The 18,662-nt window shown below is 71.8% G+C and carries 18 protein-coding genes and 2 rRNA genes; 9 read left to right on the forward strand and 11 right to left on the reverse strand.

Translation table 11 applies throughout. The features are described from left to right. Both T328_RS35470 and rrf read left to right on the forward strand, forming a co-directional pair. Nucleotides 1-140: ribosomal RNA gene (locus T328_RS35470) — 23S ribosomal RNA — on the forward strand; the annotation flags it as partial. Nucleotides 141-211: 71 nt separating this feature from the next. Continuing rightward, a 5S ribosomal RNA gene (gene rrf / locus T328_RS35475) occupies nt 212-328 on the forward strand. Between the two features lie 57 nt (nt 329-385). On the opposite strand, the gene T328_RS35480 is transcribed toward rrf, so the two are convergent. From T328_RS35480 to T328_RS35510, 7 genes are all read right to left on the reverse strand, one after another. Continuing rightward, entirely contained in the window at nt 386-1,930 is a 1,545-nt protein-coding gene (locus tag T328_RS35480) for a P-loop NTPase family protein (RefSeq protein ID WP_496500394.1), read from the reverse strand. 1 nt (nt 1,931) lies between these two features. Further along, nucleotides 1,932-3,305, reverse strand: coding sequence for an ATP-binding protein (locus T328_RS35485; RefSeq protein ID WP_496500395.1), 1,374 nt, complete (start codon nt 3,303-3,305; stop codon nt 1,932-1,934). A gap of 6 nt (nt 3,306-3,311) precedes the next feature. Further along, a complete protein-coding gene (locus T328_RS35490) occupies nt 3,312-4,847 on the reverse strand; it encodes an SCO6880 family protein (RefSeq protein WP_496500396.1) in 1,536 nt (511 codons plus the stop codon). A 6-nt stretch (nt 4,848-4,853) separates the two neighbouring features. Then, nucleotides 4,854-6,194 (reverse strand): hypothetical protein, encoded by a 1,341-nt coding sequence (locus T328_RS35495; RefSeq protein WP_496500397.1) that lies wholly within the window; start codon nt 6,192-6,194, stop codon nt 4,854-4,856. Further along, nucleotides 6,184-7,017: a DUF8175 domain-containg protein gene (locus T328_RS35500; RefSeq protein WP_496500398.1), complete on the reverse strand. Its 834-nt coding sequence runs from the start codon at nt 7,015-7,017 to the stop codon at nt 6,184-6,186. The genes T328_RS35495 and T328_RS35500 overlap by 11 nt, the downstream gene beginning before the upstream one ends. Nucleotides 7,018-7,231: 214 nt before the next feature. Continuing rightward, the gene (locus tag T328_RS35505; RefSeq protein WP_018840935.1) at nt 7,232-7,540 is read right to left on the reverse strand and encodes a DUF8827 family protein; all 309 of its coding nucleotides are present in this window, start codon (nt 7,538-7,540) and stop codon (nt 7,232-7,234) included. A gap of 570 nt (nt 7,541-8,110) precedes the next feature. After that, nucleotides 8,111-8,818: an SDR family oxidoreductase gene (locus tag T328_RS35510; RefSeq protein ID WP_496500399.1), complete on the reverse strand. Its 708-nt coding sequence runs from the start codon at nt 8,816-8,818 to the stop codon at nt 8,111-8,113. Between the two features lie 313 nt (nt 8,819-9,131). On the opposite strand from T328_RS35510, the gene T328_RS35515 reads away from it, so the two are divergent. The 3 genes from T328_RS35515 to T328_RS35525 all read left to right on the forward strand — a co-directional run bounded on the left by T328_RS35515 (nt 9,132) and on the right by T328_RS35525 (nt 12,313). Then, the gene (locus T328_RS35515) at nt 9,132-10,286 is read left to right on the forward strand and encodes a serine hydrolase domain-containing protein (protein ID WP_496500400.1); all 1,155 of its coding nucleotides are present in this window, start codon (nt 9,132-9,134) and stop codon (nt 10,284-10,286) included. A gap of 48 nt (nt 10,287-10,334) precedes the next feature. Continuing rightward, a complete protein-coding gene (locus tag T328_RS35520) occupies nt 10,335-11,321 on the forward strand; it encodes a C40 family peptidase (RefSeq protein WP_496500401.1) in 987 nt (328 codons plus the stop codon). A gap of 236 nt (nt 11,322-11,557) precedes the next feature. Then, entirely contained in the window at nt 11,558-12,313 is a 756-nt protein-coding gene (locus T328_RS35525) for a phosphatase PAP2 family protein (protein WP_496500402.1), read from the forward strand. A 132-nt stretch (nt 12,314-12,445) separates the two neighbouring features. Here the strand turns inward: T328_RS35525 and T328_RS35530 are convergent, their stop codons facing one another. Continuing rightward, complete coding sequence (locus T328_RS35530) at nt 12,446-14,008, reverse strand: FAD-binding oxidoreductase (protein ID WP_496500403.1); 1,563 nt, start codon at nt 14,006-14,008, stop codon at nt 12,446-12,448. Between the two features lie 70 nt (nt 14,009-14,078). After that, nucleotides 14,079-14,321 (reverse strand): hypothetical protein, encoded by a 243-nt coding sequence (locus T328_RS35535; RefSeq protein ID WP_496500404.1) that lies wholly within the window; start codon nt 14,319-14,321, stop codon nt 14,079-14,081. Between the two features lie 93 nt (nt 14,322-14,414). Between T328_RS35535 and T328_RS35540 the strand changes: the two genes are divergently transcribed. Together T328_RS35540 and T328_RS35545 are read left to right on the forward strand one after the other, a co-directional pair. Beyond that, entirely contained in the window at nt 14,415-15,314 is a 900-nt protein-coding gene (locus T328_RS35540; protein ID WP_496500405.1) for an SCO4651 family lipoprotein, read from the forward strand. Nucleotides 15,315-15,473: 159 nt separating this feature from the next. After that, on the forward strand, nt 15,474-15,677 hold the full coding sequence (locus tag T328_RS35545) for a hypothetical protein (protein ID WP_496500406.1): 204 nt from the start codon (nt 15,474-15,476) through the stop codon (nt 15,675-15,677). Between the two features lie 105 nt (nt 15,678-15,782). Here the strand turns inward: T328_RS35545 and T328_RS35550 are convergent, their stop codons facing one another. Further along, nucleotides 15,783-16,133, reverse strand: coding sequence for a metal-sensitive transcriptional regulator (locus T328_RS35550; protein WP_496500407.1), 351 nt, complete (start codon nt 16,131-16,133; stop codon nt 15,783-15,785). Between the two features lie 227 nt (nt 16,134-16,360). Between T328_RS35550 and T328_RS35555 the strand changes: the two genes are divergently transcribed. Further along, a complete protein-coding gene (locus tag T328_RS35555; RefSeq protein ID WP_026276740.1) occupies nt 16,361-16,981 on the forward strand; it encodes a DUF47 domain-containing protein in 621 nt (206 codons plus the stop codon). Between the two features lie 6 nt (nt 16,982-16,987). Next, nucleotides 16,988-17,986 carry an inorganic phosphate transporter gene (locus T328_RS35560; protein ID WP_496500408.1) on the forward strand — a complete coding sequence of 333 codons (999 nt, stop codon included), beginning with the start codon at nt 16,988-16,990 and terminating at the stop codon, nt 17,984-17,986. Nucleotides 17,987-18,012: 26 nt separating this feature from the next. On the opposite strand, the gene T328_RS35565 is transcribed toward T328_RS35560, so the two are convergent. After that, nucleotides 18,013-18,662, reverse strand: a 650-nt coding sequence (locus tag T328_RS35565) for a phosphate ABC transporter ATP-binding protein (RefSeq protein ID WP_496500409.1), incomplete at its 5' end; no start/stop codon positions are given.

Raw genomic sequence — 18,662 nt, forward strand, 5'->3', positions numbered from 1 at the left:
GGAAGCCTGCTTCGAGATGAGGACTCCCACCCCCTTGTAGGGGTTAAGGCCCCCTGTAGACGACGGGGTTGATAGGCCGGATCTGGAAGCCCTGTGAGGGGTGGAGGTGACCGGTACTAATAGGCCGAGGGCTTGTCCATAGCTGCTTGCGTCCACTGTGTTGGTTCTGAGACAACAACCTGTTTGTTGCTGGTTGTTTGTTTCATTGTGTTTCGGTGGTCATAGCGTTGGGGAAACGCCCGGTCTCATTCCGAACCCGGAAGCTAAGCCTGACCGCGCCGATGGTACTGCATGGGGGACCGTGTGGGAGAGTAGGTCACCGCCGAACAATCTTTAGAACTCAACCCCCGGACACCGTCCGGGGGTTGAGTCATTTCTGCACCCCTCACACCCCCAGCGACAGCCCCGGCCAGCGGCTGCGCGCCTGCTCCGGCGAGCGCATCGTGGCCAGTGTCGGCAGTCCCTCGCGTTCGCCTTCGTTGAGGAGGGCGGGGAGTTGGGCGAGGGGGGCGACTGCGGCGATGTCGTCGAGGACGAGGGTGAGTGGTGGGTCGAGCCGGCCGGTGGATGACCCTGCGGCCATGCGGCGGCCGTGCTCGACCACGTCTGCGGCGAGGGCGGTGAGCAGTGGCATCGCACCCGGCCGGGACCGGGGGCCCTCGATGGCTTCACCCACCAGATAGAGCGTTCCCCCTTCGTCGATGAATGACTCCAGGACAAGCGAATCTGCTCGGGTGGGTTTGCACGCGTTGCGGATGTGGATCGACGACAGGCCCTCCAGCACCGTCGCGACCAGGTCGCCCGCCGCGTCCCGGCGCTCCGGGTGGCCGGTGAGCGCCGACTCCAGCTCGCCGGCCGCGCCGGATGCCGCCTCCGGGGCGGAGCGGAGGATGCCCACCGGTTCGTGGGCGCCCGTGCCCTGGGCCCAGCGGTGGACCTGGGCGAAGGGGCGGGCGGCCACGGCAGCGGCGTGGAGCCAGCATGTCAGCATCGTCTCCGCGGTGTCCGCCACTGTGGTGTCCGTACGGTGTTGGGGGCGTACGGGGCGGAGGAGGGCCGCTGCGCGGGTGGCTGCCGTGGGGCGGTCCTTGCAGCCGGCGGTCGGGGACCAGCGGAGGCGGTCCGGGGTGTCGCAGAGTTGGCCCGGGTCGTAGACGAGGACGGGGCCGAGCTTGGCGCGGGCGTCCTTGGTGTCCGCCCACAAGGTGGCGTCGGAGGTGACGATGAGTGCTGGCCCTTCTGCCCCCAGCAGCGTCTCTCGCGTGAGGGTGAGGGCCGTCGGGCTGCCCTTGCGGAACACCAGCGGGCCGGCGTGCGTCGGAGGTGTCCCCGGTGGCGTTCCCGGCAGCGTTCCCGGCAAGGGGTGCGGCGCGGTCTGCTGCGGGCTCGGTTCCTTCGTCATGTTCGTCGTGGGGGGCCGCCGCCGGGCGCGTGGGGAGGTCTGGGGCACCGGTGCCGGGGGCTCTGCGTCCTCGTACGCCGTCTCCTCGTACGCGTCCTCGTCACGGTCTCCCAGGCCCTCTTCCAGCGCCTCGTCGCCCGCTGTCGCCTTTCTTCTCGCCCCCGCGCGGCGCGCCTTCCAGCTCGCCAGCGTCGTCATCCCCGCGATCGCGAAGGTGACGAGCACCATCAGCTGGCTGATGAACACGCCCCAGAACAGCCCCCACCCCGACAGGGACTCCTTCTGCGCGTCCGGCCAGGCGGCCGGCAGGTCGTGCGGCTCCGCGACCAGCTCCCGCATCGCCTGCGGTGTCTTCGTGAACCGGACGCCGTCCGGCCACGCCCCGTGTGCCAGGACCCCCGCCAGGCCCGTCGCCGTCCACACCAGCACCGTCAGGCCGAGCAGAAAGGCGATCAGGCCGATGAGCAGGCCATCGGGAATGCCTCGCTCGGGAGCGCCCCCGTCTCGTCCACCGCGACCCTGCGCCATCTCAGGCCACCGTCGATTCCTTCTCCATCACCACCGGACCGGTGTCGTCCGCCGCCTCCAGGGCCGGTACCGGGGCGGACTCCGTCATCGCCCGGTCGGTGAAGACCAGCGGTCGTTCGGCCTCGGTCACCAGGTGCTTGACGACCTGCACGTTGCCGTTGACGTCCCAGACGGCGATGCCCGGGGTCAGCGTCGGGATGATCTCGACGGCCCAGCGTGGCAGCCCGAGGACCTTTCCGGTCGCGCGGGCCTCGTCGGCTTTCTGGGCGTAGATCGTACGTGTCGACGCCATCTTGAGGATTGCCGCCGCCTCTCGCGCCGCCGCTCCGTCCACCACGTCGGACAGGTGGTGCACGACGGCGACGAACGACAGGCCCAGCCGGCGGCCGAACTTCAGCAGCCGCTGGAAGAGCTGGGCGACGAAGGGGGAGTTGATGATGTGCCACGCCTCCTCCACCAGGAAGATCCGCTTCTTGCGGTCGGGGCGGATCCAGGTGTGTTCCAGCCACACCCCGACGATCGCCATGAGGATCGGCATGGCGATCGAGTTCCGGTCGATGTGGGAGAGGTCGAAGATGATGAGCGGCGAGTCGAGGTCGATGCCGACGGTCGTGGGGCCGTCGAACATGCCGCGCAGGTCGCCGTCGACGAGTCGGTCGAGGACGAGGGCGACGTCGAGGCCCCAGTTGCGTACGTCCTCGACGTCGACGTTCATCGCCTCGGCGGCCGTGGGCGCGGGGTGGCGGAGTTGTTCGACGATGTCGGTGAGCACCGGCTGGCGGTCGGTGACGGTCTCGTTGACGTACGCGTGGGCGACCTTGAGGGCGAAGCCGGAGCGCTCGTCGAGGCTGCTGCCGGTGGCGACCTCGATGATCGTACGGAGCAGGGCGAGCTGGCCCGTGGAGGTGATCGCCGGGTCGAGGGGGTTGAGGCGGATGCCGCTGTCGAGGGCGGCGAGGGGGTCGAGGCGGATGGGGGTGATGCCGAGTTCCTGCGCGATGAGCGCCCATTCGCCGACGCCGTCCTCGCCCTGCGCGTCGAGCACGACGACCTGGCGGTCGCGGAAGCGGAGTTGGCGGAGGACGTAGGTCTTCTCCAGCGCGGACTTGCCGTTGCCGGACTCGCCGAGGACCAGCCAGTGCGGCGCGGGGAGCTGCTGCCCGTAGAGCTGGAAGGGGTCGTAGATGTAGCCCTTGCCGCTGTAGACCTCGCGGCCGATGATGACGCCGGAGTCGCCCAGGCCGGGCGCGGCGGTGGGGAGGTAGACGGCCTGCGCCTGCGCGGAGGAGGTGCGCACGGGCAGCCGCTGGGTCTCCGTCTTGCCGAAGACGAAGCCCGCGAAGGCGCGCGTCGCGAGGTCGAGGAGGTCGGCCATGGGGGGTCACCTGATCCCGGTCGCGAAGGGCAGCGTGTTCACGAAGGCGCGGTGATGCTCTCTGTCGCACCATTCCAGTTTCAGGTAGGACTTGCCCGCCGAGGCGCGGATCGTGCGTTTGTCGCGGGCGAGCGCCTCGGGGGAGCGGGCGGACACGGTGAGGTAGCCGACGAGGTTGATGCCGGCGGCGCCGGAGGCGAGGTCTTCGCCGCGCTGGTCGATGCGCTCGTGGTGGGCGATGTCCCGGGGGTCGACGACGCGGTTCATCTTCGCCTGCCGGGACGCCTCGGCGTCGTCGTTCGTCTTCTCCGTGAGCATCCGCTCGATGGCCACTTCGGTCGGCTCCAGGTCCATGCATACGGCGACCGTGCGGATGACGTCCGGGGTGTGGACGAGAAGCGGGGCGAGGAAGTTGACGCCGACGGGGGTCATCGGCCACTCCTTCACCCACGCGGTGGAGTGGCACCAGGGGTCGCGGGTCGCCGACTCGCGGGTCTTGGCGCGCAGGTACTGCGGGTCTACGGCGTCCAGTTCGGCCGGCCAGGCGTTGCGCTGGGTCATGGCCTGGATGTGGTCGATGGGGTGGTCCGGGTCGTACATGGAGTGCACGAGGGCCGCGAGGCGCGCGATGCCCAGCGGCTGCCGTACGCGGATGTCGGCCTCGGCGAGGCGGGCGCAGATGTCGCCCAGCTCGCGGGCCATGATGACGGCGATGCACTCGTCGCGGCTCTGCTTGGTGGCGCGGCCCATCACCGTGGCCTCCTGGCCCAGCTCGCGGGTGTAGGGCATGCAGGCGACGAGGTAGGCGCGGTGCTGCTCGGAGGAGGTGGAGACCATGGACTGCAGTTGGTCGTACGAGCCCTTTATCCACTGCGGCGCGCGCGGGTCGCCGCGCTGCGAGACGTCCTTGGCGTGCGCGTCGGGGTCGGCGGGCAGGGTGCGGGCGAGCATCTGCAGGCGGCGTACGAAGCCGTCGCCGTTGGCGGCGTGCTTGAGCAGCGTGCCGAAGCGGTCGACGAGGGCCTCCTGGTCCTCGCTGTCGCGCAGGCCGACGCCGGGGCCTTCGATCTCGATGACGGCGGTGACGGTGCGGCGGTCGGCGTGCAGCAGGACGGCGATCTCGTCGGGGCCGAAGGGGGCGACCTGCCAGTTGATGCGGCCGATGCCGGGCGGGGTGCCGACGGCGACCTCCTCGCCGTTGAGGCGCGTGCCGGCTTCCTGCGCGCCGGAGCGGTAGACGGCGGCGCCGGAGCGCAGGAGGCGGCGGTGGCCGCGGCTGATCTCGAACCAGCGGTAGAAGGTGCGGCCGCGGTACGGGACGTAGACGGCGGCGAGGGCGAGCAGCGGGAAGCCCATGAGCAGCACGATGCGCAGCGTCAGCACGGGGACGAGCAGGCCGCACATCATGCCGAGGAAGGCGCCGCCGATGATCACGCCGATCTCGCCGGTCTCGCGGTTGCGGCCGACGATGGCGTTGGGGCGGGCCTTGCCGATGAGGTACGTGCGACGGGGGGTGATCGGTGGTGTGTCGTGCGTGGTCACCGCAGGTCACCTCCTGTTTCCGGGCTGTTGGGCGGATTGCGGGGGCACGCTGCCGCCGCCCGAGCCGGAGCCGCCGCTGCCGCCGGAGTTGCGGCTGGGCTGGCTGGGCTGGCTGGGCCGGGGCGGGCTGGACTGCTGCGGGCGGGTGCTGTGGGCGGAGACGCCGGCGGCGACGGGGTTGGCGGGCCGGGCGGACGAGCGGGACTCGCCGGTGGCGCCGCCGGACGGGCCGGAGGACGAGGTGCGGGAGCCGTGGGTCTTCATGCCGGCGGTGACGAGGGCGGCGGGGGTGGCCATGACGGCGGAGGCGGGGTTGGCGGAGGTGGCGCGGCGGCCCTGCTTGGCGGTCATGATCTCGTCGCCGAAGCCGGGCACGAAGCGGTAGATCATCGCGCTGGCGAAGATGGCGAGCAGGATGATCGCGAGGCCGGAGACGACGGCGGAGAAGGCGTCGGGTCCCTCCTCGGCGGAGAGGGTGCCGGCGAGGCCGAGGACGATGACGATGACCGGCTTGACGAGGATCACGGCGATCATGATCCCGGCCCAGCGGCGGACGTGGTGCCACATGTTCTTGTCGACGAGCCCGGCGTAGACGGCGGTGCCGAGGAGGGCGCCGACGTAGAGGAGGGCAGCGCGGATGACCAGCTCCAGCCAGAGCACGCCGGCGGCGAGCACGGAGACGAGGGACACGACGATGAGCATGATCGGGCCGCCGCCGATGTCCTCGCCCTTCTTGAGCGCCTCGGAGAAGCCGCCGAAGAACGTGTCGGTGTTGGACGACGTACCGGAGGCGATGGCTTCGGTGACCGAGTCGGTGGCGGTGACGAGGGTGTAGAGGACGAGGGGGGTGAAGGCGGAGGCGAGGACGGTGAGCCAGAGGAAGCCGATGGCCTCGCCGAGGGCTTCGCCGAGGGGGACGCCGCGGATGGCGCGCTTGGCGACGGCGAGGAGCCAGAGGGTGAGGGTGAGGATGGTGGAGGCGGCGAAGACGACGGCGTACTGGCGCAGGAAGGTGGTGTTGGTGAAGTCGACGGTGGTGGTGGAGGTGACGGCTTCGGAGAGCTTGTCGATGGTCCAGGCGGCGGCTTCGGCGCAGCCCTTGGCCAGCGAGGAGAGCGGGTCGACGGATTCGGTCGGGTCGCCGGGCGAGTTGGGCGCGGAGCTGCCGCCGTCGTCTTCCTTCTCGCAGTAGTCCCGGGCGGGGCCGATGAGGCTGTCGCAGGGGTCGCCGCCGTCCTGCGCGGGTGCGGCGCCCTGGGCGCGGGGGGCGGCGAGCAGGAGGGCGGCCGGCGCGCCGGCGAGCAGGGTCAGGAGCGCGGCGCCGCGGCGCCGCGGGCTACCGGGCATAGGTGAACCCTCCGAACTGCTCGACGGCTTCCTCGATCTGCTCGTCGGTCGCCGCCGGTACGTCGCCGGGGACGGGGGCGGGGCCCGGCTTCTGGGAGTCGGCGGTGATCTTCCAGTCGCCGTCCGACCACCGGAGTTCGAAGGTCCAGGTGTGCCAGGTGGTGCGTACGGGCACGTCCGACTCGGGGCCCGCCAGGCCGATAAGGCCGGTGTACCAGACGGAGACGGTGGCCGTGGCGTCCTCGTACTCCTTGACGGTCGTGCCGACCGGGATGGTCCGGGAGATGAACGTCATGCCGGACGGGGGCTCGCCCTCGGCGTCGAGGCCGAGGTTGGCGAGGAAGTCCTCGGAGTACGCCGCGTCCATGCCGGACTTGGTCCTCTCCGCCAGGTCCGGGGTGTAGAGGGCGTCGACCAGCCGGTGGCGGCCCTCGGGCGTGAACATCTGGTCGCCGCCGAGTGCGACCGCGAAGTTCGCCGCGGCCGACTGGGCGCCCTCGGCGGACCGGGGGAAGCCGGCGGGGATGCCGTCGGTGGTGTTCTTGACGGGGGAGTCGCCCGTGGGGGACGTGGGTTGGGCGCGGGTGTCGGGGTTCGAGGTGTTCTCGGGGTCGTCCGTGGAGTTGCCGCCGCGGTTCGCGAAGGCGATCGCGGCGATCAGCAGGACCATGACGCCCACGACCGTGACCATCGCCCGGGAGGGCGACACGCGACCGCCGCGGCGCGGGCCGCCGTAGCGGGCGTCGGTGTCGCCTTCGGCGAAGCGGGTGCGGGTGCCGGGTTCGGGGGTGGCGTAGTCGACGTAGTCGTCGTCGTGACTCATGCGTCGTTCCCCCCTCCGCACGCCGGTGCGTCGTTGCCCCGGCTTCCCGTAGGCACACGAAGGTAGCGGTGCGCCGCCGGCCTGCTGACGGGGGTACCCGGGCCGCCGCGCCCGGGGGGTGGCTGCCTCCCGGGGCGCGCGGCCGGGCGACGTCCCGTCGCCGTGTGCCGCACCGCCGTTCGCCGTACGCCTGGCCCTGGAGTCACGGCCCGGCCTACACCGCCATTCCGTACACGATCGTGAAGACGGTGCCGAGGGAGCCGATGATGAACACTCCCGTCAGGCCCGCGACGATCAGCCCTTTGCCCTGCTCCGCGCTGAACGTGTCGCGAAGCGCTGTGGCGCCGATACGTTGCTTGGCCGCGCCCCAGATCGCGATGCCCAGGCACAGCAGGATCGCGACCGCCATGACCACTTCGATCATCACGCGCGCTTCTTGGCCCAGGCTTCCGAAGGGGCCCCAGTCAGGGGCGATACCGCCGATGATGGTGTTGATGTCGCCCTTGTCGGCTGCCAGGAACATGTCGTAACTCACCGCCCCATGCGCTGTGTTGCCGTCCAGGGTGGACGGCAGGAGTCATCGTCCATCCTCCCTGATGATGCCCCCGTGAGAGTCGATTTGGCGTCAACCGCGCGGATTTCACAAGGGTGTTCGGTGTTCACTACTGACTTTCCTGTGTGTATCACGTTACGTGACTATTGGCAACGCTGCGTGCCTGGGGAGGCGGGGGTGCGGTCGGGTTGTCCGACCTGTGCTGAATCGGAGTATGTGAAGAGTGGGTGTCGCGGTGACGGGAGCCGGGCGGGCGTCGTTGGTGGATTTGACTCAAACAGGCCCCAGGGAAGGCGGCGGATGTGTTCGAAGGGATGACTGTCGTCTCGGGGGTCGTGGTGCTCGTCGGCGCGGTCAGCGGGGTCGCGGCGTCTCTGCACGAGGCCGCCGCGCCGGCGGCGCCGACGGTGGGGGCGGCCGGGGTGGCGCGGGCGGGTGGGCCGGGGGCCGCGGTGGCGGAGTCCGGCGGTGGCGTGGACTCCGCGTCCGCGGGCATGCCTGTTGAGGCGCCCTCCTGCACGGATCGCCGCTGCGGGCCGACTACGTGGGTTGGCCGATGGGGCGCATGACGACGGTGTTCACGTCCACCCCCGCAGGCTGGCCGAGCGCCCACACGATCGACTCGGCGACCTGGTCGGACGTCATCATCTCCATGCCCTCCGGCGCCCCGCCCCGGCCGTCCCAGAAGAGGCTGTCGGTGCGGCCGGGGGCGACGAGCGTGACGCCGATGCCGTCGCCGGTCACCATGCGGCGGGTGTTCTCCGCCAGGCCCGTCATGGCCCACTTGGTGATGCCGTAGATGTTGCCCGGGGTGTGGACGAAGCCCGCGACGCTGCCGATGATGACGATCCGTCCGCGCGTCTCGCGCAGCGCCGCCAGCGAGCTGCGGATCAGCAGGGCGGGCCCCAGCACGTTGGTGAGCACCATGTCCCGCCAGCCGGCCGGGTCCCCGGTGCCGAGGTCGTCGTGGGTGGCGAAGCCGGCGTTGGCGACGACGGCGTCGAGCCGGCCGTACGCCGTGAGCGTCGCCTGCACCGCCGCCTCCACGGCCTCGTGGTCGGAGGCGTCGCCGGGCAGGGTCAGCAGCTCCGGCGGGTCACCGGCTTCCGCGGCGAAGCGGCGCAGCCGCTCGGCGCCCCGGCCGGTGACGGCCACGCGGCCACCGCGGGCGAGGAGCTGACGGGCCGCGGCGGCGCCGATACCGCTGCCGCCGCCGGTGATGAGGGTGACGGGCGAGTCGTCGGTCATGGGGCACGGGCCTTTCGGGTGCGGGGCGGGCCTGGTCGGACGCGGCGAGTGCACCACTTGGAGTGTTCTCTATGTCAACACCCCTGGTGGTGGCGGGTGGAGGTGGCCGTACGGCGCGTGCGGCGGTGGTGCTGGGGCCACCACCGGTCCGGCGGTCGGCACCAGTGATCACATGGCGTACGCGGACGAGGGTGGAGCCCGACGGAGAACGCGACCCGGACCACGCGACCCGGACCACGACATCCGGACCACGACATCCGGACCACGACATCCGGACCACGACAACCGGGACATTACCCAAGGGAGCCCCGCCATGACCCGCAACCGCCCCGCCCGCCGCGCCGCCGCCCGCCGCGCCGGTGCCGCCGCCCTCCTCGCCGCCGTCGTCGCCGGTGCCGCCGCGCCCGCCGTTGCCCGCGACGCCTCCGGCGACGCCCCCGACCCCGTACAGAGCCGTCTCGACGCCCTCGTCGAGCGCGACGGCGTCCCCGGCGCCCTCGCCTACGACGGCCGCACCACCCGTACCGCCGGAGTCGCCGACACCGAGACCGGCCGGCCGATGGTCGGCGCCGAGGGCCGCTTCCGGATGGCCAGCAACACCAAGTCGTTCACCGCCACCGCCGTGATGCGGCTGGTGGCCCAGGGCGAGGTGCGGCTCGGCGCGCCCGCCGCGCGGTACGTGCCGCAGCTCGCCGGCACCGGCCTGACCGTGCGGCACCTGCTCATGCAGACCAGCGGGCTGCCGGAGTACCTGCAGTTCATCGACTGGAGCCGCGCCTACACCGATCAGGAGTACCTGGCGCTCGCCCTCGACCACCCCGCCGACTTCGAGCCCGGCGCCCGCTGGGCCTACTCCAACACCAACTACCTCGCGCTCGGCATGCTCATCGACCACGTCACCGGCGAGGACTTCCGCACGTACATCGAACGCACTCTCATCGAGCCGCTGCACCTGAAGGACACGTACTGGCCGGCGAAGCGCGAACACACAATCCGCGGCCCGCACGCCCGCAACTACGGCATCGACCCCACCGCCCCCGACGCCGGCGTCACCGACGTGACCGAGCTGCCCGGCTACGAGCTCGGCGCCTCCGGCGGACTCGTGACCACGCCGAAGGACCAGAACGCCTTCTGGAACGCCCTCTTCGGCGGCCGGCTGCTGCCCGACCGGGCGCTGCGGGCGATGACCCACGACACCACCGACGTCGGCGGTCTCGACAACTACCCCGAGGGCAGCCGCTACGGCTACGGCGTCGCGTCTTTCCCGCTGAGCTGCGGCGGCGAGTACTGGGGCCACGGCGGCGACCTGCCCGGCGACTCGGTCGCCGGCGGACGGGCCGGCCACGGCCGGGGCACCGTCACCGTCTACACCACCACGTGGTCGTATGAGGGCGACCGGCTTGCGGACCTGCAGGGCGCGGCCGACGCCGCGCTGTGTGCGAAGGACGGCACCGGCAAGGGGCGTTGAGGGAAGTAACGGGCAGACAGCCGGGGCCTGATGAGGGATGGTTGAGGGGTGCGCAAGCTCTGGCTGATCGTGGCGCTGGGGTCGGGGACGGTCCTGTCGTTCCTGGCACTGCTCGTCGTCGGCACCTACACCGCCGCGTCCGGTCTCGCCGGGCGCGGCGTCGGCCTGGCGAAGGGCGCCGTGCCCGCGACGTACCAGCCGCTGGTGCAGAAGTGGGGGAACCTCTGCCCGGCCCTCAACCCCGCCCTGCTCGCCGCGCAGCTGTACCAGGAGAGCGGCTGGGACCCGAACGCCGTCAGCCCCGCCGACGCGCGCGGCATCGCGCAGTTCATTCCCGCCACCTGGGCCACCCACGGCATCGACGGCAACGGCGACGGCGAGCGCGACATCAACGACCCCGAGGACGCCATCCCGTCGGCGGCGACGTACGACTGCAAGCTCGCCGGCTACGTCGAGGACGTGCCCGGGGACCCCACCGACAACATGCTCGCCGCCTACAACGCCGGCCCGTACGCCGTCATCAAGTACGACGGCGTCCCCCCGTACCGCGAGACGCAGAACTATGTACAGATAATCCGCGCCCTGGAGGAGAGCTTCGCCGCCCCCACCTCGCGGCTGTCGCCGTCGAAGCAGGCGGCCGGCGCGATCCACTACGCGCAGGACAAGCTCGGCACACCGTACCTGTGGGGCGGCGACGGTACGCCCGAGGAGGGCGGCCGGTTCGACTGTTCGGGGCTCACGAAGGCGGCGTACGCCTCGGTGGGCATCGAGCTGCCGCGGGTGGCGAACGACCAGTGGAACGCCGGGCCGCACCCGAGCCGGGACGAACTGCTTCCGGGGGATCTGGTGTTCTTCGCGTACGACATGAACGACTCGCGCTCCATCCACCACGTCGGGATGTATGTAGGGGGCGGCTACATGATCGACGCCCCTTACACCGGCGCCGTGATCCGCTTCGACCCGATCGACTCCCCGGACTACTTCGGCGCGACGCGCGTCACGGAGGCCGGCGCCGCGGCGCTGCCGCAGCGCTGACGTGGCTGCCGCAGCGCTGACGTCGCGCTGACGTGCGGCGGACGCCCGCGGCGGCGCCGCGCCCGGGCGCCGTATCGGCCGCGGGGGCGGTCACTCTTCGATAACCTCCCGGTGATCTTTCGGTCGCGAGCGGAACGCCGACCCTTGCGGCGCCGTTGCAAAGGGCGAGCGGCACCGTTGCAATAGGAAAGACGGCAGACGCCGATCAGCGGGAAACGGGTGGGGAGAGGAGCCGAGTGGACATGCGTTCGTCACACCTGGCGGGGGCACCCCCGAGCGGGTCGAACGCCGACGTTTCCGTGCTGTTCGACATCAACGGCGTCGCGGACTCCACGCCGCCCTGGTTCGACCGCGGGGCGGCGTTTCTGGGTGAGTACGGGCTGATCGGGATGCTCGGCGCGCTGCTGGTCGTCTGCTGGTGGCGGGTGCGCCGGCGGCCGGACGCGGTGCCGGCCGTGGCCGCGCTGCTGTGGGGCCCGCTGGCGGCGGCGCTCGCATGGGTGGCGAACATGCCGATCCGCGCGATCGTGGAGCGCCCGCGGCCGTTCCGGGAGCACGACGGCCTGGAGGTGCTGCTCCCCGGCACCACCGGGTACTCGTTCGTCAGCGACCACACGTCCTTCGCCATGGCACTGGCGGTCGGCATCTTCATGGCGAGCCGGCGGTACGGGCTCGCGGCGCTGGCGGTGGCGCTGCTGGAGGCGCTGAGCCGGGTGTACCTGGGCGTGCACTACCCCTCGGACGTCGTCGGCGGCGTCGCGCTCGGCACGTCGGTGGCGCTGCTGCTGGCGCCGGCGGCGACGGCCGCGCTGGTGCCGCTGGTGCGGCGGGCGCCGAAGTGGCTCGTCGGCGACCCGGCGGCGCCGGACGCCGAGCCCGACCCGGACCCGGCGGCGGGCCCCGGCGGCTCCGGCCCGGTGCCGGCGCCGCGGACGGAGCCGCTGGAGCGGGGCGGCGGGGGCGGCCGGGACGGCGACGAGCTGGCGGCGTAGGCGGGCGTAGGGCGTAGCGCGCGTAGGGCGTAACGGGCATGGCCTCGGGTACGGCGCCGGGGGCTCGGGGCGTACGGATGCACGCACCGGCGCGGCGTGTACGCCCGGCGCGAACGGCCCCGCGCCCCCGGGCTACAGCGCCTGGTCGAAGTCGAACAGCCGCTCCGGGTCGTACCGCTCCTTCACCTTCGCCAGCCGCGCCGCCGCCGGCCCGTAGTACGCACTACGCCACTTCCGCAGCCCCGCGTCCGTGTAGTTCTGGTACGCCGCCCCCGAGGCGTGCTCCCGCATCGCCGCGTGCGTGTCCGCCAGCCACTGCTCGCCCGGCCCGCCGTCCTCGCCCTCGTCCCACGACGAGATGTACTGCGCGAGCACCCGCGACCCGCGGTGCACGAACGCCGTGTCCGCCACCGGCACCCGGTTCATCGCCCCGCCCAGCGCCGTGAGGATGAACAGCGCGTCCGCCGACCGCGACGCCTGCTCCGCGCGGTCCAGCAGCGTGCCGATGCCGCCGGCGGCCAGCGGCTCGTCGTAGAAGTCGGAGCGGGCGGCGAACGTGTCGCGCTGCAGGATGCCCTTCGCGTTGCGGCCCGGCACCGCGCCCTGCAGCCGGCACTGCTCGCGGCCGGCCTCCGCGCAGCCCGCGTAGGTGCGCATGGCGTGGATGTACGTCTGCGGGCCGATGGAGACGTCCTCGGCGGGGCCGGGGCCGCCGGCCTGGTCGGCGAGGAAGTCGACGGCGTCGTGCATGTCGTCCTCGGTGCCCAGCGACAGCGCGGCCACGGAGATCGTCGGCTCGCCGCCGCGGGTGTTGCCGAAGTGGACCGCGGACCACAGCTCGTCGGGCTGGTCGGGCCCCCACTGCTGCCAGGTGGTCAGCAGCGCCTCGGCCCGGGACCACGGCCACACCATGTTCGCGGCGACGACGTCCGGGGCCTCGCGGGTCTCGTAGCGCAGCTCGGTGACGACGCCGAAGTTGCCGCCGCCGGCGCCGCGCAGCGCCCAGAACAGGTCCTCGTTCTCGTCCGCGGAGCACTCGACGGTCTTGCCGTCGGCGGTGACGACGGTGGCGCCGCGGAGGTGGTCGCAGGTGAGCCCGTACGCGCGTGAGACGACGCCGTGGCCGCCGCCGAGGGTGAGGCCGGCCATGCCGACGGTGGCGCAGGAGCCGGCGGGTATGGTCCGGCCGCGGGCGGCGAGGACCTCGTAGACGTCGATGGTGCGCGCGCCGGCGCCGACGGTGGCGGTGTCGGAGTCGGAGTCGATGCCGGAGAGGGCGGAGACGTCGAGGACGAGGCGGCCGTTGCCGCTGGAGAAGCCGGCGTACGAATGGCCTCCGCTGCGTACGGAGACGGGGACGCCGGCGCCGCGGGCGAAGGCCAGGGACTCGGCGACGTCGTCGGCGTGGTCGACGTAGGCGACGGCGGCAGGGCGCAGGTCGTCGAAGCGGGTGTTGTACTGCTGGGCGGCGACCCGGTAGTCGTCGTCCCCGGGGAGGACGAGGCGGCCGTCGAGGGACTGCGCGAGCGCCGGCCAGTCCGCCGGGCCGGTGGTCCTGCCGCCGTTCGAGCCGCTGGGCCTGGGGTCGGTTCTCCCGCCGCCGTCGTCGTCGCCCGAGCAGCCGGCGACGCCGGCGGTGGCGCCCACGCCGGCGGCGGTGGCGAGGGCGGTACGGAGCACTGTGCGCCTGTCCATCCGCACAGCACAGCGCATTGTGTCCACCCTTCGCTACCCCCAAGTAGCAAAGCCTGGGGGTACGCGCCCCTCAGCCGGTTCCGTCGAGCGGATGGGCGTCGGCGTCCGCGCGGGCGCGGGAGCGGGCCCGGCGGGCCGGGCCGATCCAGCCGCAGGTGCAGCGGGCGAACGCGAAGGAGCCCTGCTCGGAGGTCGACGTCCGGTGCGTGCCGCCTGTCCCGCCTGTCCCGCCCGTCCCGCCGCGGTGCGGGCCGTCCGGGTCGTCCGGGTCGCGGAGGTCACCCGGCCCGCCGCCGGGTCCGTCGCTGAGCACGCGGTCACGCTACCGCGGTGGGACAGACCGTGACGACGTTCCCTCCACCTCGTTAAGCGAACCGGAGAAAACACCGGCCGGGGGTAGCGAGAGATGGCGGCTGAGCAGCGGCGGACCGTACGTACCGGCACGGCGCACGCGCGGCCCGCTACCGCGCCCGCGGCCCGGTCCACGCCCCCGTCCGCGGCCCTGCTCGCGCTCGTCGGCGCCCTCGCCGCGGCGGCCGTGACCGCCACCGCCGGCTGCACGGAGCGCGGCGCGGTGGCCGACGAGCACCCGGGCGGCGATCCGCTCAGCGCGGTGCAGCGCGCGGCCGATGCGCTGGCCGGCGCCGGCAGCTCCCGGGCGCGTACGGCGATGGAGATGACCAGCGGCGGCACCCGGGTCACGGCCAGCGGCGACGGCGCCTTCGACTACGCGGAGCGGCGCGGCCTGCTGCGCGTGGTGCTGCCGCAGGCGGAGGACGCGCCGATCACGGAGCTGTACGCCGGCGGCGAGCTGTACATGAAGAACCGCGGCGCCGGCGTCCCCGCCGACAAGTGGCTGCGGCTCGACACGACCCGGCTGGCCGACGGCAACCTGGTCACCAACGGCGCCACCGACCCGCTGACCGCCGCCGAACTGCTGCGTGGCGCCCGCGAGGTGCGGTATGTGGGCCAGGAGCGGGTCGGCGACAGCCTCGTGCGGCACTACGAGGGCACGGCCGGCCTCGGCCGCGCCGCCCGCGCGGCGTCGCCGTACGCGCGCGGGGCGCTGGCCGCCGCGGCCGGCGGGTTCGTCCGGGACACGGTGGCCTTCGACGCGTACCTCGACGAGGACGGCCGACCACGCCGGGTGCGGCACGAGTTCGCGCTGTCCGGCGAATCACCGGTGCGGGTGGCGTCGACCGTCGAAACCTACGACTTCGGGGCGCCGGCCGAGGTGGCGTTGCCCGCGGGCCGGGACATCTACGCCGGAACGGTGCGGCAGAGCGATCAACAGCCCGCTTCCTAGCGGGAGTTGATTCCGGTCGTTTGCGCGGGCGCGTCGGGATAGGCCCGGGAAGGCCGCGGCTGTAAATGGTCCAGACGTGTCATGCGCTGACTGTGCCGTCCTACCTACTCTGAGCGGTGAGCCCGGCTGCCGGCGGGTGTGCATGGGGAAGTGGGGTGATTGCACGTGGGTCGGGGGTCGGCCGTCCAGGACCATGTGGCTCTCGCCGAAATCGAGTTGTGCGGTGAATTGATCATCGCGGCGACGAGCGCACCGGAAGAGCGCCTGAGCGACGACCGCATCGACGAAGTGCTGAGGGTGGAAGCCGCACGGCGCGGTTCCGAGCGCGACCGCAGGCGCGGCCGGCAGGAGATCACGCCGTAGCGGAAAGGGCACGCGCCGCCGGGCACGCACGGCCGGGGACGCGGGCGCTGGGACGTGGGCGCTGCGCGCGGCGTTGCGCGCGCAGCGGCGGCCGTACGCCCGGCGTCACGCGCGCAGCATCCGGGCGATCGCGGCGGTGGCCTCCTCGACCTTCGCGTCGATCTCGTCGCCGCCCCGGGCGGCGGCGTCGGCGACGCAGTGCCGCAGGTGCTCCTCCAGGAGCTGCAGCGCGAAGGACTGCAGCGCCTTCGTGCTCGCGGAGACCTGGGTGAGTATGTCGATGCAGTAGACGTCCTCTTCGACCATCCGCTGCAGACCGCGGACCTGGCCCTCGATCCGGCGCAGTCGTTTGAGGTGGGCTTCCTTGTCCTTGCTGTACCCGTGCGGGCCGGAGCCCGGCGCGGAGGCGCCGGCCGCCGTCTCGACGGCGGTCGTCGTTGCCGTGTTGTCGGTCACGTGCTCGTCCTTCCGTTTCCCATCCCCGATCCGCCCGGTGTGCGTATCGCCGTGTGCGTACCACCGTATGCGAACCGTGCGCAAAATACCCTCAGGGGGTATATGGTACCGCCTTCGTGGCATTCTGTCCTGCGGCTGTTCCGCAGAGCCGGTTCGCTCCACAGGTTCGGCTCGCCTAGCATCATCAGGACCTATTCGCAGATATTCGCAGTACTGAGGATCATCACGTGCGATTTCGTCTGACTCCCAGGGAGACGAGCTTCTACGATATGTTCGCCGCCTCGGCCGACAACATCGTGACGGGCTCGAAGCTCCTGATGGAACTGCTCGGGGCGGATTCCTCCGCCCGGGCCGAGATCGCCGAGCGGATGCGCGCCGCGGAGCACGCCGGCGACGACGCCACCCACGCCATCCTCCACCAGCTGAACGCGTCGTTCATCACGCCCTTCGACCGCGAGGACATCTACCGTCTCGCCAGCTCCCTCGACGACGTCATGGACTTCATGGAGGAGGCCGTCGACCTCGTCGTCCTCTACCAGATCGAGGAGCTGCCGCGGGGCGTGGAACAGCAGATCGAGGTCCTGGCGCGGGCCGCCGAGCTGACCGCGGAGGCGATGCCCAACCTCCGTACGCTCAACCACCTGCCGGAGTTCTGGATCGAGGTCAACCGGCTGGAGAACCAGGCCGACCAGATCCACCGCAAGCTCCTCGCGCACCTCTTCAACGGCAAGTACGACGCCATCGAGGTGCTCAAGCTCAAGCAGATCGTGGACGTCCTGGAAGAGGCCGCCGACGCCTTCGAGAAGGTCGCGAACACCGTGGAAACGATCGCGGTCAAGGAGTCCTGAGCGCTCGTGGACACCTTCGCGCTTGTCGTCACGATCGGGGTTGCGCTCTTCTTCACGTACACCAACGGCTTCCACGACTCCGCCAACGCCATCGCGACCTCCGTGTCCACCCGCGCGCTGACGCCCCGGGCCGCGCTGCTGATGGCCGCGGTGATGAACTTCGCCGGCGCCTTCCTCGGCAGCGGCGTCGCCAAGACGGTGAGCGAGGGGCTGATCGAGACCCCGCACGGCTCGCACGGGATGTGGATCCTGTTCGCCGCCCTGGTCGGGGCGATCACGTGGAACATGGTCACGTGGTACTTCGGGCTGCCGTCGTCGTCCTCGCACGCGCTCTTCGGCGGCATGGTCGGCGCGGCGCTGGCGGCGTCGTCGACGGTGTACTGGTCCGGGGTGCTGGAGAAGGTCGTCATCCCGATGTTCGTCTCGCCGGTCCTCGGCCTGTGCGTCGGCTATCTGATGATGTGCGCGATCCTGTGGATGTTCCGCCGTTCCACCCCGCGCCGCGCGCAGCGCGGCTTCCGGGTGGCGCAGACCGTCTCGGCGGCGGCGATGGCGCTCGGGCACGGGCTGCAGGACGCGCAGAAGACGATGGGCATCGTGGTGATGGCGCTGGTCATCGCGGACGTGGAGGACGAGGGCGACGCCATCCCGTGGTGGGTGAAGGTGGTGTGCGCGCTGATGCTGTCCCTCGGTACGTACGCGGGCGGCTGGCGCATCATGCGGACGCTGGGGCGGCGGATCATCGACCTGCAGCCGCCGCAGGGGTTCGCGGCGGAGACGACGGCGGCGGGGATCATGTACTCGGCGTCGTTCATGTTCCACGCGCCGATCTCGACCACGCACGTGATCACTTCGGCGATCATGGGCGTCGGCGCGACGAAGCGGGTCAAGGCCGTGCGGTGGGGAGTGGCCAAGAACATCGTGATGGGCTGGTTCATCACGATGCCGGCCGCGGCGGGCGTGGCGGCGGTGGCGTACTGGCTGGTGCACCTGGCCTTCGAGTAGCGCTGAAGCGTTTCTCCTAAGCCCTCTCAGCCGAAGCGGCCCGAGATGTAGTCCTCCGTGGCCTTCTCGTCGGGGTTGGAGAAGATCTTGTCGGTGTCGTCGATCTCGATGAGCCGGCCCGGCTCCCCGACCGCGGCGAGGTTGAAGAACGCGGTGCGGTCCGAGACCCGCGCCGCCTGCTGCATGTTGTGGGTCACGATGACGATCGTGAACCTCAGTTTGAGATCGGCCATCAGGTCCTCGATGGCGAGGGTGGAGATCGGGTCGAGGGCCGAGCAGGGCTCGTCCATGAGGAGCACCTGCGGTTCGACGGCGATGGCGCGGGCGATGCACAGCCGCTGCTGCTGGCCGCCGGAGAGGCTGGAACCGGGGCGGTTCAGGCGGTCCTTGACCTCGTTCCACAGGTTCGCGCCGCGGAGGGACTTCTCCACCACGTCGTCCAGCTCGGACTTCTTGTAGCGGCTGTTGAGCTTGAGGCCCGCGGCCACGTTCTCGTAGACGCTCATCGTCGGGAACGGGTTGGGCCGCTGGAAGACCATGCCCACCACCCGGCGCACCCCGACCGGGTCGACGCCCGGGCCGTACAGGTCCTCGCCGTCGAGGCGGACCTCGCCCTCGACGCGCGCGCCGGGGGTGACCTCGTGCATGCGGTTGACGGTGCGCAGGAAGGTGGACT

This window comes from Streptomyces sp. CNX435 (genome assembly GCF_059570575.1).

Coding starts and splice junctions, on each gene's coding strand:
- T328_RS35515 (WP_496500400.1), top strand. CDS start 9,132: ATGACCCGCAACCGCCCCGCCCGCCGCGCCGCCGCCCGCCGCGCCGGT.
- T328_RS35495 (WP_496500397.1), bottom strand. CDS start 6,194: ATGCCCGGTAGCCCGCGGCGCCGCGGCGCCGCGCTCCTGACCCTGCTC.
- T328_RS35480 (WP_496500394.1), bottom strand. CDS start 1,930: ATGGCGCAGGGTCGCGGTGGACGAGACGGGGGCGCTCCCGAGCGAGGC.
- T328_RS35505 (WP_018840935.1), bottom strand. CDS start 7,540: ATGTTCCTGGCAGCCGACAAGGGCGACATCAACACCATCATCGGCGGT.
- T328_RS35530 (WP_496500403.1), bottom strand. CDS start 14,008: ATGGACAGGCGCACAGTGCTCCGTACCGCCCTCGCCACCGCCGCCGGC.
- T328_RS35485 (WP_496500395.1), bottom strand. CDS start 3,305: ATGGCCGACCTCCTCGACCTCGCGACGCGCGCCTTCGCGGGCTTCGTC.
- T328_RS35540 (WP_496500405.1), top strand. CDS start 14,415: ATGGCGGCTGAGCAGCGGCGGACCGTACGTACCGGCACGGCGCACGCG.
- T328_RS35500 (WP_496500398.1), bottom strand. CDS start 7,017: ATGAGTCACGACGACGACTACGTCGACTACGCCACCCCCGAACCCGGC.
- T328_RS35510 (WP_496500399.1), bottom strand. CDS start 8,818: ATGACCGACGACTCGCCCGTCACCCTCATCACCGGCGGCGGCAGCGGT.